This is a genomic window from Lentimicrobium sp. L6 (assembly GCF_013166655.1).
Lineage (GTDB): Bacteria > Bacteroidota > Bacteroidia > Bacteroidales > UBA12170 > UBA12170.
Window position 1 is genome coordinate 1 of sequence record NZ_JABKCA010000004.1, and the last position, 14,285, is coordinate 14,285.

The window sequence follows — 14,285 nt, forward strand, 5'->3', positions numbered from 1 at the left end:
AAAAATATTACGATTAACAACTGAATTTCAGATAGTTAAAAACCGAACTCAGGTTCCTAGAAAAAATAAAAAGCTAGAAAAATAGACTTTCCTAGCTTTAAAAATATGTTTTTTAAGAAGAAAAACTTTTCTAAGATTCTTCTTCCACAGTATAGTCTGGTTTTTTTAAATAGTATTTTGCATAACCATAAGCTAAAGCTACAGAAACTAATATGACTATTCCACCACCAATAGGGGCTCCACCACCAACTGGTGTATTCCCACCACCGGGGGATCCATTATTATTATTTGGAGGAGGGGGAGTTTGGGCGAAACCAGTATTTAAAGCCATAAAGAATAAAAAGATAGATAAGGTTTTCAATAGTTTTTTCATAGCTTTATTTTTTGATGATGATTTTTTCTGTTTGTTGTTGGTTTTCACCTATTAATTGAACCAAATATACAGCATTTTCAACATTTAAAGCAAATCTATGGAGATTTTTCTCTGAAAGAGAGCTTTCAAATACCAGCTGACCATTTAAATTATACACTTTTATAGAGGAATATGCTGTTGGTTGTTCTTGAGAAACATATATCTGATTGCCTATAGAATAGATGTTGGTTTGGGAGTTGATGAACGATTGAGTATTGGTAGCATTCAAATGTAATACAAAACGTTCTTCATCATCACTTGTAGACCATTCAAACTCATAAGAACTTAATTTAAGATTGTGTAAGATTCCTGTCTTGGTGTCCTCTAATTCAACAGCTGCGATACCATTTATTTGAACTATATCGATAGAGTATTTACCATTGTTTTGGCATTGGAATCCCAATTGAATGGTATTGGTTTCTGGTCTTCTATCGATACTTAATTGAGTATCTTCATATTTTGTATAAATCTGGGGTAAATCCATTCTGGGTGAAAAGAATTTATGCGCATCGTATTTACGCTCATAGCCAGGGCTTGCATCACTAATAAAACCAATCCAAACTTCATCAGAAATAGCATCAATACCTGTTTTTAATACCACTCCATTCGCAATTGTGTTTTCTTCTTTAACAAAGGTATTTGTCCCGCTATGAACTCGATCTGCATTACCTACATTAAAAGTTCCTGTATAATCGGCCACTATAAAGAATCCTTGACCAGGAGGAATGTATTGGGAGCCATCTCCAGCTTCATCATTATATGTTCTGTAGATTTCGTTTACGCCATCATAAGTATGTTTTGCACCATATCCTATACCATCTAATAAATCCCAATCTATCGATGAAGGAAAAGGATTTCCGATAAGATTAGCTCCTATATATCCACTGGCGTTTGCTGTTTTTGTAATAGGAATATTACTGTTGCCAGTATATGGAGCTCCTGTGAAGGTAAACAAGTTAGTTTTGGAATCAGACCAAAGTGAATATCCTATTCCTTTTTCCAAATCATCAGTTAAGGAAGTGATTTCTATCCAATCAGCTATTGTTTCATCCCATTTTTGCAGATACGATCCTGCAAAAACATCTGCTTTATTACCTGATAATGGAGCGCTAATATAATGCCATGCATCCTCAGCTACATATCGCTCCATATTAAATGTCCCATTATTAAAAATATCTCCTAAAGTTATTAGTGAGCCAATACCTGTAGCATCTGATTTGATATTAAATATACCATTGTTGGTGAAATCTCCATTTACTGTTACTCCATTATTTACACTTAAATTAAAGGTTTTGCCAGAGGTAATGGTCAGATTATTACAGTCCAATGAACCTGAACTGGTGTAGTTTCCATCAATTATTGCATGAATGGAAGCAGTAGGTGCGCCTCCATCCCAAGTGGAGCCTTCCCATGTTGTAGTTGATGTTGTGATAAAATCTTTATCATCTCCATAGCCCGTTCCCGAAGTGTTTGTGGCGTATGCTCTAACGTGATAGGTGGTATTTGGATTTAAACCGGTAACGGTTTCCGAGAAACTTCCTAATCCGCTTCCATCAGGTACTACAACATCGTTAACATCATCAATGTCAGGGTTTTCATCTGTACTATAAACAAAACCTCTGGCAGTAACACCAGAACCATTCTCAAGAGTAACTTCACCACTAAATGTAACGGATGTGGCTGTAGCATCTGTAGGTTCAGACGTAACTACAACAGGGTTGTCAATCACAATTCCGGTAACAATAAGTGAAAATGCCTGATTCCCTCCTGATATACTACCATCATGGGTGATGCTAATGGTATAGCTTGAATTGGTTGGAGAGGCTATATGAATTTGCTCCACATTGTCCACATCATTATCTCCTGTTGTGGCTGCATTGGCTGGATTGTCTTTATCTAATTTATAAGGACTATAGGTGGTTTTTGCTCCTGTAATGCTCATATCCAAATCGTTGACCAGCATGGCAGCAGGATTGTCTAATGTATAAGAAGGAGGATTTCCTTCAGGGTCAGTCCAAACCAAAGTGGCTCTTAATGGATCTGTTCCATTAGCTGTAACAGTAACTGAATAGGTGGTTCCACTATAGTTTTCTTCTTTTATTAAAGAGCTCACATTTCTATTTGTTATCACATTGGCAGTAGTTTCTGCATTGAGCAATCCCCATCCAAACATGTAGTCTGGGCCTTGATTTGGTCCACATTCATCAGCTGTTTGTATAGTCAATGCTTTCAAAGTAGCGGATTTCATATAGGCTGAATTTAAATCATAATAATGTTCTTGAACTAACAGCAATGATCCTGTCACATTTGGAGCACTCATAGAAGTGCCATTTAATCCAGCAAAATATCCTGTTGTGTTTGGGTCATCTTCATCCCAGTAGGCGGACCAAACTCCAACCCCATTTCCACAAATATCAGGTTTAATTCTTCCATCATCAGCTGGTCCCCAACTACTAAAGCTTGACATAACAATATTGTTTGGATCAGACTGATCACCTGCTGCTACATCTTCTACGGCGCCAACTGTTAAAATATTTTTCGCATTTCCAGTACCAGAAATACAATCATAGGGACCATCGTTATAGGGCTCAAAAGCATTTCCTGGTCCATCACCTCGATCGTTTCCTGCAGATTTTACTATCAAGTAATAGGGTGCATCTACAGCAATACCATCAAGAGAAGCGGCACCACTATCATAATAACCAAAAATATTATGCTCACTTGCACCACCTAACCAAACCCATGAAGATCCATTCCAATACCACCCAGCTACATAACCATAGGAATGATTAGAAATAAGCAAATTTGTTGGAGCAGCTGCAGCTGTTGCCATTTCGGCATAATCATCAGTCCAGTCGTAAGAATCGACTGAAGCACTTGATGCCATTCCTTTTGAATTTGCTCCAGTACCAGAATCTGTATAATATCCATGTCCAATCATTGTTCCGGCTACATGAGTGGCATGATAATGATAACCAGATGGCGTATCTTTAATCGTAATTCTAGAGGACCCGGTGTTATTGAACTCAATATGTTCAACTTGAGTACCACCGCCATCCCATTCTCCGATGAGCATGCCAGTTCCACTCAAATCTAAGCCTAAACCACCACCACTATAGAGTTTATTAGTTGATGTAGTAATTGCAGCATCAGAATTTGTTGTAGTATAATAAATAGGATTACCATTTTCATCCAGTCTTTGTATTTCAGCAAAATTATTTTCTGTTGAAATGGTGATGGGCCAACCATTTTCCAAAGCAGCCTGAACGGCAATAGCTTTTTGCTCTTCGGATTGTTGCCTGTATATATTGGCATCTGCCTGTAGCTTGGCGCTATTGGTTTCTTTTTTTACCCGAAACAATTGCTCCGGAGTTTGTGCCAATAATGACAGGCTGAATAGTACTGCCAATGCGGATAGTATAAGATATTTCATAGTAAAAAATTGATTTTGAATCTATAAATATAGCAGGATAATCCTAAATAGTGTTTGTGTATTAGAAATTTAGCAAAAAAATAAGGTTTGGAACATGTGATTCCAAGTCTACATTTGGTCTGAAATCCGTGTTAATTTGTGATAATCCGTGGACAAAATAAAAGTATGGTTTGCCCTGTCATTATACGCGATAGTATCTGAGGATTTTTTTTAAGTAGAAATCGTTTATTATTTAAAAAGTTAATGGGTTTTTAATAAATGAAACCTGTTGTCCTTAAACTTATAAATATTAATGATAGGCTATTATTTGGTGTAGATTCTTCATTTATTAGAGTTCGGGGCCATTATTAATATATAAAAATCTAGATATTTTGATGTGTTAAAATTGTATAAATTCTTCATTCATTACCATTCCAACTTAGGCATTTCATAATCAATACGTTTCATAATGAATTTAATTTAGAAAATTTCTAAATTAGAAAATATTGTTATTTTTTTAACATGAATTCTTGCGAATATCTATTTCATAATTACCTTTGTCATATAAATGGTATTTAAATACCACAATATGGAAAAAACTTGTTGTTTCCGCCTTTTTGAAAATCAAGTTGCCTGAAATTAAATTGAAATAGATAATAAATCAAATCAAAAATCAAAGTTATGAGATTAAAATCTTTACTATTAACACTTGTTCTTACCATTTTAGCCACTTGGGTTATTGGTCAAACAATCAAAGTAGATGGTGAAATTCGCCCTAGAGCAGAACTAAGAAATGGTTATAAAACATTACCTCCAACTGATGCAAAAGCTGCTTTTGCAATTTCTCAACGTACTCGCTTTAATGCTTTTTATGGTTCTGAAGTTTTTAAGGCATATGTAAGTATGCAAGACATTAGAGTTTGGGGAGATGTTAGCCAATTAGACAATGGAGCCTCAAATAGATTTGGAATACATCAAGCTTGGGGAGAGTATTTCTTTAATGAGAAGTTTTCTTTAAAAGCTGGACGTCAGGAATTAGTTTATGATGATTCTCGTATTTTTGGTAATGTAGGTTGGGCGCAGCAAGCCAGAGCCCATGACCTAGGTTTGTTAAAATATGAAGGTGCAAATTTTAAAGCGCATTTAGGTTTTGCTTATAATCAAGAAAAAGAATCATTGTTTGGAAATGACTATACTAACTTATCTAATTATAAAGCCATGCAGTTTTTGTGGCTTCATGCAAAAATTGGAGAATCAGGACTAAGCTTGCTAGTTTTAAATAATGGAATGGAGAAGCTTGAAAAGGCTGCTGATGTTGAAGAAGGAACTGAAGATACTTATAAAGTTGCTTATTCACAAACTATTGGAGCTCGTTTTACTCCTACTTTAGGCCCTGTAGGTCTTGCTGCCGCCGTTTATTATCAAATGGGAAATCTTGATAATTTTGATACTAAGCTTTCTGCTATGTATTTCGCTTTAGCTGGAACTATTAAATCTTCTGAAAACTCAAAAGTAACTTTAGGTTTTGAATACCTTTCTGGAACAAGCTTAAAAGATAAAATGGGAGATGCTAAGAAAATGAAATCTTTTACTCCTTTATATGGAACAAATCATAAGTTTAATGGTCATATGGATTATTTTTATGTGGGTAATCATGCTAATAATGTAGGTCTTATCGATATTTATGCTACCTTTAATCTCAAAGTTAAGAAATGGTCATTTTTCTTAACTCCTCATTATTTTATGGCTGCAGCAGATGTATATAAAGCTAAGCCAGGTGAATTAAGTCCTGATTTTGTAGAATCTGAATATGAAAATATGAGTAAAGGTTTAGGTTTAGAAATTGATTTTGGTGTTACCTATGCTGCAGATAAGAATATGCTATTTACAGCAGGTGTCTCTGAAATGATTGGAACTGAAACGTTAGGACATATTAAAGGATATTCAACTACTGATGCTTACAGTAAAAATGGTACTTGGGCTTATTTAATGGTTGTATTTAAACCTAATTTTTATACCAGCAAATAACAAAACTAGTACAAAGCCTTTAGTTTTTTTTTAAGGCTTTGTATTATCATAAATAACAAATATATAGTTATGGAAAAAAAGAACATTATTAAGAGGCTGGCCATTTTGGCATTTATTGTGGCTCTTGTCTTTTTCGGCTATATGGTACATATTTCACAGGCTATTTCATATATGTCTACCGATCCTAAGGCATGTATAAATTGTCATGTTATGAATACCCAATATGCAACATGGCAGCACAGTTCGCATGCTAGAGTAGCTACTTGTGTAGATTGTCACTTACCTACTGATAATGCTTTTAATAAGTATAAAGCGAAGACCATTGATGGTTGGAATCACAGTGTTGCATTTACAATGAACACCTATGATCACGCCATGCAAATAAGTGACTATGGAGCCGAAAGAGTGCAAGCCAATTGCATTGCCTGCCATAGCAGTCTTACATCTCAGATTATGGTGAATGCTGACAAGTATCATAATTATGATACACCATATGTTGAAGGTGGCAGAAAATGTTGGGACTGTCATAAAAGCGTACCTCATGGTAAAGTGAGAGGTGTGACCACCACACCATATAATTTAGGAGTAAAAGAAAAATAGAATATTTAAAACTAGAAAAGATGAAATCTAAATTCACAATTTTATTAATCGTTTCAGTTGTTGCTATCATTACAATGTCTTCATTATCAGGTAGCATTAACGAGAAAAAAGAGCAAAAAGTGGCTTTGAGCGAAACACCTGCTATCGATGGTGAAAAGCAATATAAGAACGATGAATGGGAAAGATATTATCCACGTCAATATAGTTCTTGGTTAAAGACCAAAGAAAGTGGAGAAATTTTAGACTTATTAGAAGCTTATCCTCAGCTTCCTATTTTATGGGCTGGTTATGGATTTGCAAAAGACTATAATGCACCACGTGGTCATTATTATGCTATTCAGAGTAATACAAATACTTTAAGAACAGGTGCTCCAGTTGATGATAAAACAGGTCCTATGCCAACTGCTTGTTGGACTTGTAAATCTCCAGATGTAGGTAGATTGATTGAGCGTGATGGTGAAAATGAGTTTTTCACTGGAAAATGGGCAAGATATGGTTCTGAAATAAAGAACAGTATTGGTTGTGCCAATTGTCACAATAATGTAACCGCTGAACTTAGAGTAAATGTTCCTCATTTAAATAGAGGTTTATCTGCTGCTGGTCTTAAGACTTTTGAAGAATCTACTCACCAAGAAAAAAGAAGCTTAGTTTGTGCTACTTGTCACTCTGAATACTATTTTAAGAAAACTAAATATACTGATGCAAATGGAAAAGAACAATTAGCTGCAGTAGTTACATTCCCTTGGGCCAATGGTTTGAATGCAGAAGGTATGGAATTATACTATGACGAAGTTGGACACACTGATTTCACAAATAAAATCTCTAAAACACCAATTTTAAAAACTCAGCATCCTGGTTTCGAAATGCACATGACTGGTATTCACGGTCAAAAAGGTATTGCTTGTGCCGATTGTCACATGCCATATACACAAGAAGGTTCTGTTAAGTATTCTGATCACCAATTACAAAATCCTTTGAATACAATGGATAGATCATGTATGCCTTGTCACCGCGAAAGTGAAGATAAATTAAGAGGTATCGTACATCAGAAGTATATGAGAAAAACTCAACTTCATATTATTGCAATGGATAATTTAGCAAAAGCTCACCTTGAAACTGCTAAAGCAATGGAAGTAGGAGCAACTGATGAAGAACTTAAAGCGGTTCGTCAAGAAATCAGAACTGGTCAGTGGAAATGGGATTATGCTGTTGCTTCTCATGGTGCATTCTTCCATGCACCTGAGGAAGTATTAAGAAACCTTTCTCTAGCTAACGAACATGCTATGCAAGCAAGAATTCAATTGATTGGTATTTTAGCTAAGCATGGTGTAATGAATTATGCCGCTCCTGATTTTAGTGATAAAGCATTATCTCAAGAATTAGCTGGCTTAGACTTTGATAAAATGGTTGATGCTAAGTTAGAATTCAAAAGGACTTTAGAGAAAGAATGGATTAAAATGGCCGATGCTAATGGTACGTATAATTCTAAAGCATTCCCTGGTAATGATATTGAAACAGCTTATTCTAAAGAAGTAAATGGAGAACAGGTTAAAAAATAATCTTTCATCATTTGAGAATCTATAAATATAGTATCCAGGACTTTTGTTCTGGATACTTTTTTTTAAAGAGATAATTAACAATTTGAAAAGCTGAAATAAGCTATTTTTACAAAAAAAAGCACCTTGATAAAAAAGATACTGAGTTCATATATTACTATGGTCGTTTTACTCGTCATCCTTGCGACAGGAGCGGCAATAGGTACATTTATAGAAAATGATTTTGGTAGTTCTGCAGCTAAGGGCTTCATCTACCATAGCTTTTGGTATAGCCTTGTTTTTGTTTTGGCTTGTATCAATATGGTATTGATTTTAATAAAGGCAAAATCAAAAATATGGAGTGCCAGAACCATTTTTCATCTGGCTTTTATTCTCATTCTTATTGGAGCTGCCATTACTCATTATTGGGGTATTGAAGGAACAATGAATATCAGGAAAGGCGCCCAGTCAAATATTGTTCAAGTGGGAGATGAAGAAATTGAAATCCCTTTTTATCTAGCGCTCGAAGATTTTCAATTAACTCGATATCCAGGAAGTCAAGCTCCCTCAGAATACCATTCAAATGTAGTGGTTATTGATAAAGCCAATGATACAGAATTTAAAGCCGAAATCTATATGAATAATACATTGACTTACGCTGGCTATAAATTCTTCCAAACCTCATACGATATCGATGAATTAGGAACTCAACTCACTGTGAATAAAGACCCAGGCGTCGAAATTACTTATATAGCTTATGTTTTATTGTTTTTGGGTTTGATTTTGAATTTATTCGATAAACAATCACGATTCCAATATCTGATTCGGAAAATAGGAGAGGCCCCCATCGCTTCATTTCTAATTCCTCTATTATTATTGAATACTCCAATGATGCTTCCAGCCCAAGAATATTCTCCTTATGTGGAAGAGTATTTAAATGATTATGGATCGCAATCTAAAGGTTTGGCAGCAGCTTTCGGTTCATTGGTAGTGCAAGATCCAGATGGGCGAATGAAACCTTTGGATTCCCAAAATCGCGAAATCCTCTATAAATTAACGGGAAGAGGAAGCTGGAATGGGATGGATGCCAATCAGGTGCTTATGGGGATTTTCTCTCGCCCTAAGATTTGGGAAAAGGTATATTTGATTAAAGTTAAAACGCCTAAACTAAGAATCAAGTTAGGATTAAAGGAAGATCAGAAATTAGCGTGTTTCAATGATTTCTTTGATGAAAATGGACACTATAAAATTGCGGAGGAGGTGGAGAAAGCAAATCAGCTGGTACCTTCAAAAAGAGGCACCTTCGAAAGAGATTTGATAAAAGTTGACGAGCGACTCAATGTGGCATTTATGTCGATTAGAGGTGTATTATTAAATGTTTTTCCAGTTCCAGAGGATGATAATAATACTTGGGTAGACTTTAAAACCATGTTCGAGACTTCTCATAATGGAGAGTTGAAACAATCTGCCGGTCGATTCTTAGATGCAGTATATAACCGTAACTTTGAGCAAGGCTTTGAGCATATAGAGTATATCAAAGAGTATCAAAAAGAGTTTGGCGCCAAAGTAATTCCTGATCAAAACAGATTGGACATGGAAATCTGGTATAATGAATCTGCCTTATTTATTAAAATCTCTATTGCCTATTTATTATTTGGCTTCGTTTTGTTGATTTATAGTATCAGTTCTATTTTCTTCAATAGAATAATTAATCCAAAGATAAGTTGGTTTATTTTTAGCCTTGGGATTATTCTTTTGGCTTTTCATACTTTTGGAATAGGGGTTCGATGGTATATTGGTGGGTATGCACCCCTTTCAAATACCTACGAAACCATGATTTATATTGCCTATTCAGCGGTGATTGCAGGGGTATTCTTCTTTAGGAAATCCATCATTGCCATGTCGGCTTCTATGATGGTGGCAGGCATCTTTATTTTCTCAGCCTATTTGGGAGAAATTGATCCTAAAATTACGAGTTTGGTTCCTGTTCTCAAATCATTCTGGTTGAGTTTGCATGTTTCGGTTATTACCGCTAGTTATGGTTTCTTTGGAGTGGGGATGTTATTGGGGATTATTTCTCTAATCCTCTATATCTTAAGATCTAATAATAAGCTTCACATAGATAATCATATTAGAAGTATTGTTCATATTAATGAGGTGACCTTAATCTTAGGACTAACTTTATTGGTCATAGGAAATTTCCTTGGAGGAATTTGGGCCAATGAATCATGGGGAAGATATTGGGGTTGGGATCCAAAAGAAACTTGGGCCTATGTTTCTATTTTGGTTTATACTTTGGTATTGCATATGAGGTTATTGAAAAAAATATATAGTCCCTATCTATTTACAGTTCTTTCGGTATTGGCTTTTTTCTCCATTTTAATGACTTATTATGGGGTGAATTTTTATTTGGCAGGGCTTCATTCTTATGCTACAGGAGATCCGGTTCCAATTCCAACATGGGTATATTATTCAGTAGGGACGCTTAGCTTATTAATCCTTATTAGTTTTTCGAAACGAAAATTAAGTAATCAATAAACTTCTGTTTGCAAGAATAGAAAACAACAAAAAATATAAAAATGAGATTTGTAAAAGTATTAGGAGTAATCGCTTTAGTAGCTGTTTTAGTATATGTTTTTAAGTTTAGAAATATGGGACAAGAATCTGCAGGTGAGTCCATAGAACAAGTTGAAAATATAGATGAGCATGACCACGATCACGATCATGACCATAGCCACGAACAAGTATCAGAAGAGTATAATCATGAGCAAGTACAAAAAGAGCATGAGAATAAACCCTATTATCAAGGTGAAATCATCAATTTGGCGCATGGAGGAGGCTATACTTTCTTAGAAATACTAGAAAGTACTGATTTGTCATTCTGGATTGTAGTAGATAAAGTGGATGCTAAGAAAGGGGATTTTGTGATGTTTAAAGAAGATTTAGTAGCACAAAATTTTCACAGTAAAGCATTGGACAGAACTTTTGAGGAAATCATGTTTGCTACTGATTTGCAGTATCGGGTTTCTGAGTAGCTTGAATTTGGGGTTTTTCTTAAAACATCTTCCTACCCAAATCACCTTTATACCTAATATTCTCTAGTTTTGCTTCTGGGTCCTTGAGCTATTCTGGAATCCTTCCACCTTGCTCTAGTTTCTCTCTTTCCTTGTTTAGCTCATCTCCTGAATAAGCAAAAATGATCTCTGTTGACTTGATCTGTGGTATCTTTTGTAGAAGGATTAATTTATAGCCATTCAGTGAAACAATGGAAGAAAATGGTTTTATCAGAAGGATTTCTCTCAGTAGGGCTGAGAGTTTTAGAGAGACTTCATTTATTTCGTAAAATGGTTTCACTTTCCTCAAGTATATTTAAACTACTCATCAAAACCAGCCCGAAGAAAATCCCAAGCTTTTGGGAACTTGGCCTCTAACTGATTTTTTATTTGGGAGAGGAGGATTAAGAAGTGTAAAATCTCGTCTTCCTTTTCAGGAATTTGCTCCAGAAGAACTCCGAATGCTTCTATGGATCTATCAATAGCTATCAAGGCTATCTTAGCGGAACCATTATTATCGTTTTGAATGGGATCATCGAAGTCGAAATCCTGGTTGTGGAAGGCTCGGTGGGTTTTGGCTCCAATAAATATGGAATACCAATTAATGATTTCAAGGGCCTCAGTGAGTGGGATGAGTTTGTCTTCTCCAATAATGAGGAGTTCTTTTCCTTTCTCCTCAAAAAGACTCCTGTTCTCATCTAACCATTTATAAACCTTGGTGCCATAATCATGAGCTATTTTTTCAGTTATAGTTTTTTCTTTTTCCTGTAATGGATTTTCCTCTATCTCGATTTCATTTAAGTCGATACCTAATTCCTCGGCGCCTTCTTTTACCATTTCCAAGGTGGCGGCAAAGATTAGAGAAAGCTTATTCCAGAATTTTTTGTTGTTTAAATCATGGTCACCTTTTTCTTTTTCTTCTTGCTCCATTAAAAATACAGTACAATGTTTAGTATGCGTACATCTTTCACACCAACGATCGCAGTAATTATGTATGCCGGAAATGATGTCTTTACTGTTGACCATTTCCTTAAGTCGTTTTTTATGTCCTTCTATATCTTCTCTTTTGTGTTCCATAATTATTGCTTTTTATTACAGTATTGTAAAACCAACGAAAATCTTCTTTTTTACATGGTGTTCCACTTGCTTTATCTTAAAGTCGAACCATTGTTCTCGATAAGCAGAGTGCTCGATTAAATGTTTAAAATGCTTAAAAGGTTTCCTATTATTTAGTGCTGTAAACAATTTATCTCGTAGTTCCTCATCGTCTAATTCAAAAGCAAAATTTTCCATTATTTCAAAAGATTCAGAGGGCTCGAGCGGTGCAATCTCAATTAATCCTCTCCAGTTTTTGTATTTGAAATCCATATCCTCTTCTGTTTCCCCAGTGATAAGTTTATATTCTTCAGGGTCTTGGAGCATCATAACTGGAATGTATTCAAATTCCAGAGTATCAGAATTTAACATGCAATACATGCCTAGGTCTATCCATTCTGCTATTGGAGTAATCACCGAGTTAAATTTCTCTGGAAACTCTTCCTCATCAAACTCCTCGTTACACGAACAGAACTCTCCGTATGGACAATCTATTTGGTCACCAGTACAGAGCTCTAAATCCATTCCGGCATTTGGTAAATATTGCACTTCCTGATCCCAACATGAGATAATGGCTTCATAAAGTAGCTCTGGTGGAATATCTTCAGGCTGATCTATTAATTCAATGTTCAATGCTTCGAATACTTGTAAAACAGCATGAATTACATCAATGCATTGTTGGGAACTCAGCTTAAAACCGGGAGGAAAGGCACTTTCTTCGATACCTACAATTTTAGAGATTGGCATAAAAGGAGTGAGGGCTAGTTCAGCTATCACTGGTTCAGATTCTATATGAGGAGGTGCTTCAATATAACTCGGGGGCGGAGGGTTTTTGGCTACCTGTATTAAGTCTTCAATTAATTGATTGATATATTTTTGCATGATGATTTATTATGTTAAATCTAATTATTGATTTTTTATTGCATGTAGAATAATATTTTTGGCAGAATTCGAAATTGACTTTTTGACTAGCTTTTGCTCATTCTTGTCCAGCTCGTTCATCTCTTTTTCAAAATCTTTTTCAAAGTCCTCCACTATATCTTTTGAGAACATACCCAGTACTTTGCCAATGCCTTTATGGCTAAAGCTCCCCAATTTTGAGAGGAGGTTATTGAATCGGTTTTCGGTGATATAATGAAGAATTTCCTCTTGTAAATATTTCACTTTATCGGAGATTTCTTGTGGTGGTTTTACTCTCTTTTTTCGTTTGGCCACTTCGGCCCATTTTTCATTTTTATTTTTTAGAATTACTCTTTGTCCGCCATCGAAAAAACAGGTTTTATTGGGTTTAATCACTATTCCTTCAGCAATATTAGGTAGTATTGGAGGTAATTGGAGTTGACGAGCTATGGTAGATTCAAATTCGTTGGGGTAGGAGAGACATTCTATTATATTTCCTTCGAATAGATTTTCAGCATAAAGCATTCCGGCTTTTTTGAATAAAGAATTGGCAATGTCTATATCTAAGTAGTTTTTGTAATTGATCATCATATCGAAAGCATAAAACTCATTGGAAGGGGAGTAATAAATACCTTTTTGTGTCAAAACAGCTTGTTTGTCTTTTGCTACATCAGCATGATTGTAATTTCCTCCTATAAGCTCACCAAAGATATGAAGGATTTCAACATTCTCAAACTCTTGATTTACTTCTGTCCAGAGCATTTGGAGCTGGATTTTTACCTTTTCAAAAACATATTGAAAATTGTAGAATTTCTCTTCCCACATTAATTCACCAGTTCTTTTACCATAAGAAAAGTTAATACCGTTCTCTGTCCAAAAGCTGAAATTAGCTCCATGTGCTTTTTCCTGAACCACAAAAGTTTGTTGATCGTAGCCTTCTCGCTTTATTCTGTCAACGAATTCTTTTTGATAGGAGTTTTCAATAGAATTATATTTTCTAAACATCAATGTTGAATTTAAACCACTAATTTACACAAATTCTACAATGAATGTTTAGAGGCCGGTACTTTATTACATACCACATAAATCTTGTTGCCAATTAGTGTTAGTCTTTAATGTGTTGTTATTTGATTCAATAGTAAGGTTCGTTTATCGCAATAGATTTCTCCATACAGCTCTTAACTCTGTTACGAGATTTCTGTCGAAATGACATTACCTTGTTTTCTGGGGCAAAGGCAGCGAGGACTACT

The 14,285-nt window shown here is 35.2% G+C and carries 11 protein-coding genes; 5 read left to right on the top strand and 6 right to left on the bottom strand.

The window, feature by feature from the left end; genetic code table 11:
- Positions 1 to 130 precede the first annotated feature (130 nt).
- Both HNS38_RS01735 and HNS38_RS01740 read right to left on the bottom strand, forming a co-directional pair.
- The gene (locus HNS38_RS01735; RefSeq protein WP_172278385.1) at positions 131 to 373 is read right to left on the bottom strand and encodes a hypothetical protein; all 243 of its coding nucleotides are present in this window, start codon (positions 371 to 373) and stop codon (positions 131 to 133) included.
- A 4-nt stretch (positions 374 to 377) separates the two neighbouring features.
- On the bottom strand, positions 378 to 3,845 hold the full coding sequence (locus tag HNS38_RS01740; RefSeq protein ID WP_172278387.1) for a S8 family serine peptidase: 3,468 nt from the start codon (positions 3,843 to 3,845) through the stop codon (positions 378 to 380).
- 660 nt (positions 3,846 to 4,505) lie between these two features.
- Here HNS38_RS01740 and HNS38_RS01745 point away from each other — a divergent pair.
- The 5 genes from HNS38_RS01745 to HNS38_RS01765 all read left to right on the top strand — a co-directional run bounded on the left by HNS38_RS01745 (position 4,506) and on the right by HNS38_RS01765 (position 11,022).
- Positions 4,506 to 5,852, top strand: a complete 1,347-nt coding sequence (locus HNS38_RS01745; protein ID WP_172278389.1) for a hypothetical protein — start codon at positions 4,506 to 4,508, stop codon at positions 5,850 to 5,852.
- A 69-nt stretch (positions 5,853 to 5,921) separates the two neighbouring features.
- Positions 5,922 to 6,452 (top strand): cytochrome c nitrite reductase small subunit, encoded by a 531-nt coding sequence (gene nrfH / locus HNS38_RS01750; RefSeq protein ID WP_172278391.1) that lies wholly within the window; start codon positions 5,922 to 5,924, stop codon positions 6,450 to 6,452.
- 20 nt (positions 6,453 to 6,472) lie between these two features.
- Positions 6,473 to 8,011 carry an ammonia-forming cytochrome c nitrite reductase gene (nrfA, locus tag HNS38_RS01755; protein ID WP_172278393.1) on the top strand — a complete coding sequence of 513 codons (1,539 nt, stop codon included), beginning with the start codon at positions 6,473 to 6,475 and terminating at the stop codon, positions 8,009 to 8,011.
- A 123-nt stretch (positions 8,012 to 8,134) separates the two neighbouring features.
- On the top strand, positions 8,135 to 10,525 hold the full coding sequence (ccsA, locus tag HNS38_RS01760; RefSeq protein WP_172278395.1) for a cytochrome c biogenesis protein CcsA: 2,391 nt from the start codon (positions 8,135 to 8,137) through the stop codon (positions 10,523 to 10,525).
- Positions 10,526 to 10,566: 41 nt separating this feature from the next.
- On the top strand, positions 10,567 to 11,022 hold the full coding sequence (locus HNS38_RS01765; protein WP_172345872.1) for a hypothetical protein: 456 nt from the start codon (positions 10,567 to 10,569) through the stop codon (positions 11,020 to 11,022).
- Between the two features lie 88 nt (positions 11,023 to 11,110).
- Here HNS38_RS01765 and HNS38_RS01770 read toward each other — a convergent pair whose 3' ends face one another.
- The 4 genes from HNS38_RS01770 to HNS38_RS01785 are packed head-to-tail and all read right to left on the bottom strand — an operon-like array spanning position 11,111 to position 14,040.
- Positions 11,111 to 11,341, bottom strand: coding sequence for a hypothetical protein (locus tag HNS38_RS01770; protein WP_172278399.1), 231 nt, complete (start codon positions 11,339 to 11,341; stop codon positions 11,111 to 11,113).
- Between the two features lie 20 nt (positions 11,342 to 11,361).
- On the bottom strand, positions 11,362 to 12,117 hold the full coding sequence (locus HNS38_RS01775; protein ID WP_172278401.1) for a hypothetical protein: 756 nt from the start codon (positions 12,115 to 12,117) through the stop codon (positions 11,362 to 11,364).
- A gap of 15 nt (positions 12,118 to 12,132) precedes the next feature.
- The gene (locus tag HNS38_RS01780; RefSeq protein WP_172278403.1) at positions 12,133 to 13,017 is read right to left on the bottom strand and encodes a UPF0158 family protein; all 885 of its coding nucleotides are present in this window, start codon (positions 13,015 to 13,017) and stop codon (positions 12,133 to 12,135) included.
- 24 nt (positions 13,018 to 13,041) lie between these two features.
- Positions 13,042 to 14,040, bottom strand: coding sequence for an RNA ligase family protein (locus HNS38_RS01785; RefSeq protein WP_172278405.1), 999 nt, complete (start codon positions 14,038 to 14,040; stop codon positions 13,042 to 13,044).
- Positions 14,041 to 14,285 lie beyond the last annotated feature (245 nt).

Bases quoted from the DNA above. Each gene is read 5' to 3' on its own strand.
- HNS38_RS01775 (WP_172278401.1), bottom strand. From the start codon at position 12,117: ATGGAACACAAAAGAGAAGATATAGAAGGACATAAAAAACGACTTAAG.
- HNS38_RS01765 (WP_172345872.1), top strand. From the start codon at position 10,567: ATGAGATTTGTAAAAGTATTAGGAGTAATCGCTTTAGTAGCTGTTTTA.
- HNS38_RS01785 (WP_172278405.1), bottom strand. From the start codon at position 14,040: ATGTTTAGAAAATATAATTCTATTGAAAACTCCTATCAAAAAGAATTC.
- HNS38_RS01740 (WP_172278387.1), bottom strand. From the start codon at position 3,845: ATGAAATATCTTATACTATCCGCATTGGCAGTACTATTCAGCCTGTCA.
- nrfH (WP_172278391.1), top strand. From the start codon at position 5,922: ATGGAAAAAAAGAACATTATTAAGAGGCTGGCCATTTTGGCATTTATT.
- HNS38_RS01745 (WP_172278389.1), top strand. From the start codon at position 4,506: ATGAGATTAAAATCTTTACTATTAACACTTGTTCTTACCATTTTAGCC.
- HNS38_RS01735 (WP_172278385.1), bottom strand. From the start codon at position 373: ATGAAAAAACTATTGAAAACCTTATCTATCTTTTTATTCTTTATGGCT.
- HNS38_RS01780 (WP_172278403.1), bottom strand. From the start codon at position 13,017: ATGCAAAAATATATCAATCAATTAATTGAAGACTTAATACAGGTAGCC.
- nrfA (WP_172278393.1), top strand. From the start codon at position 6,473: ATGAAATCTAAATTCACAATTTTATTAATCGTTTCAGTTGTTGCTATC.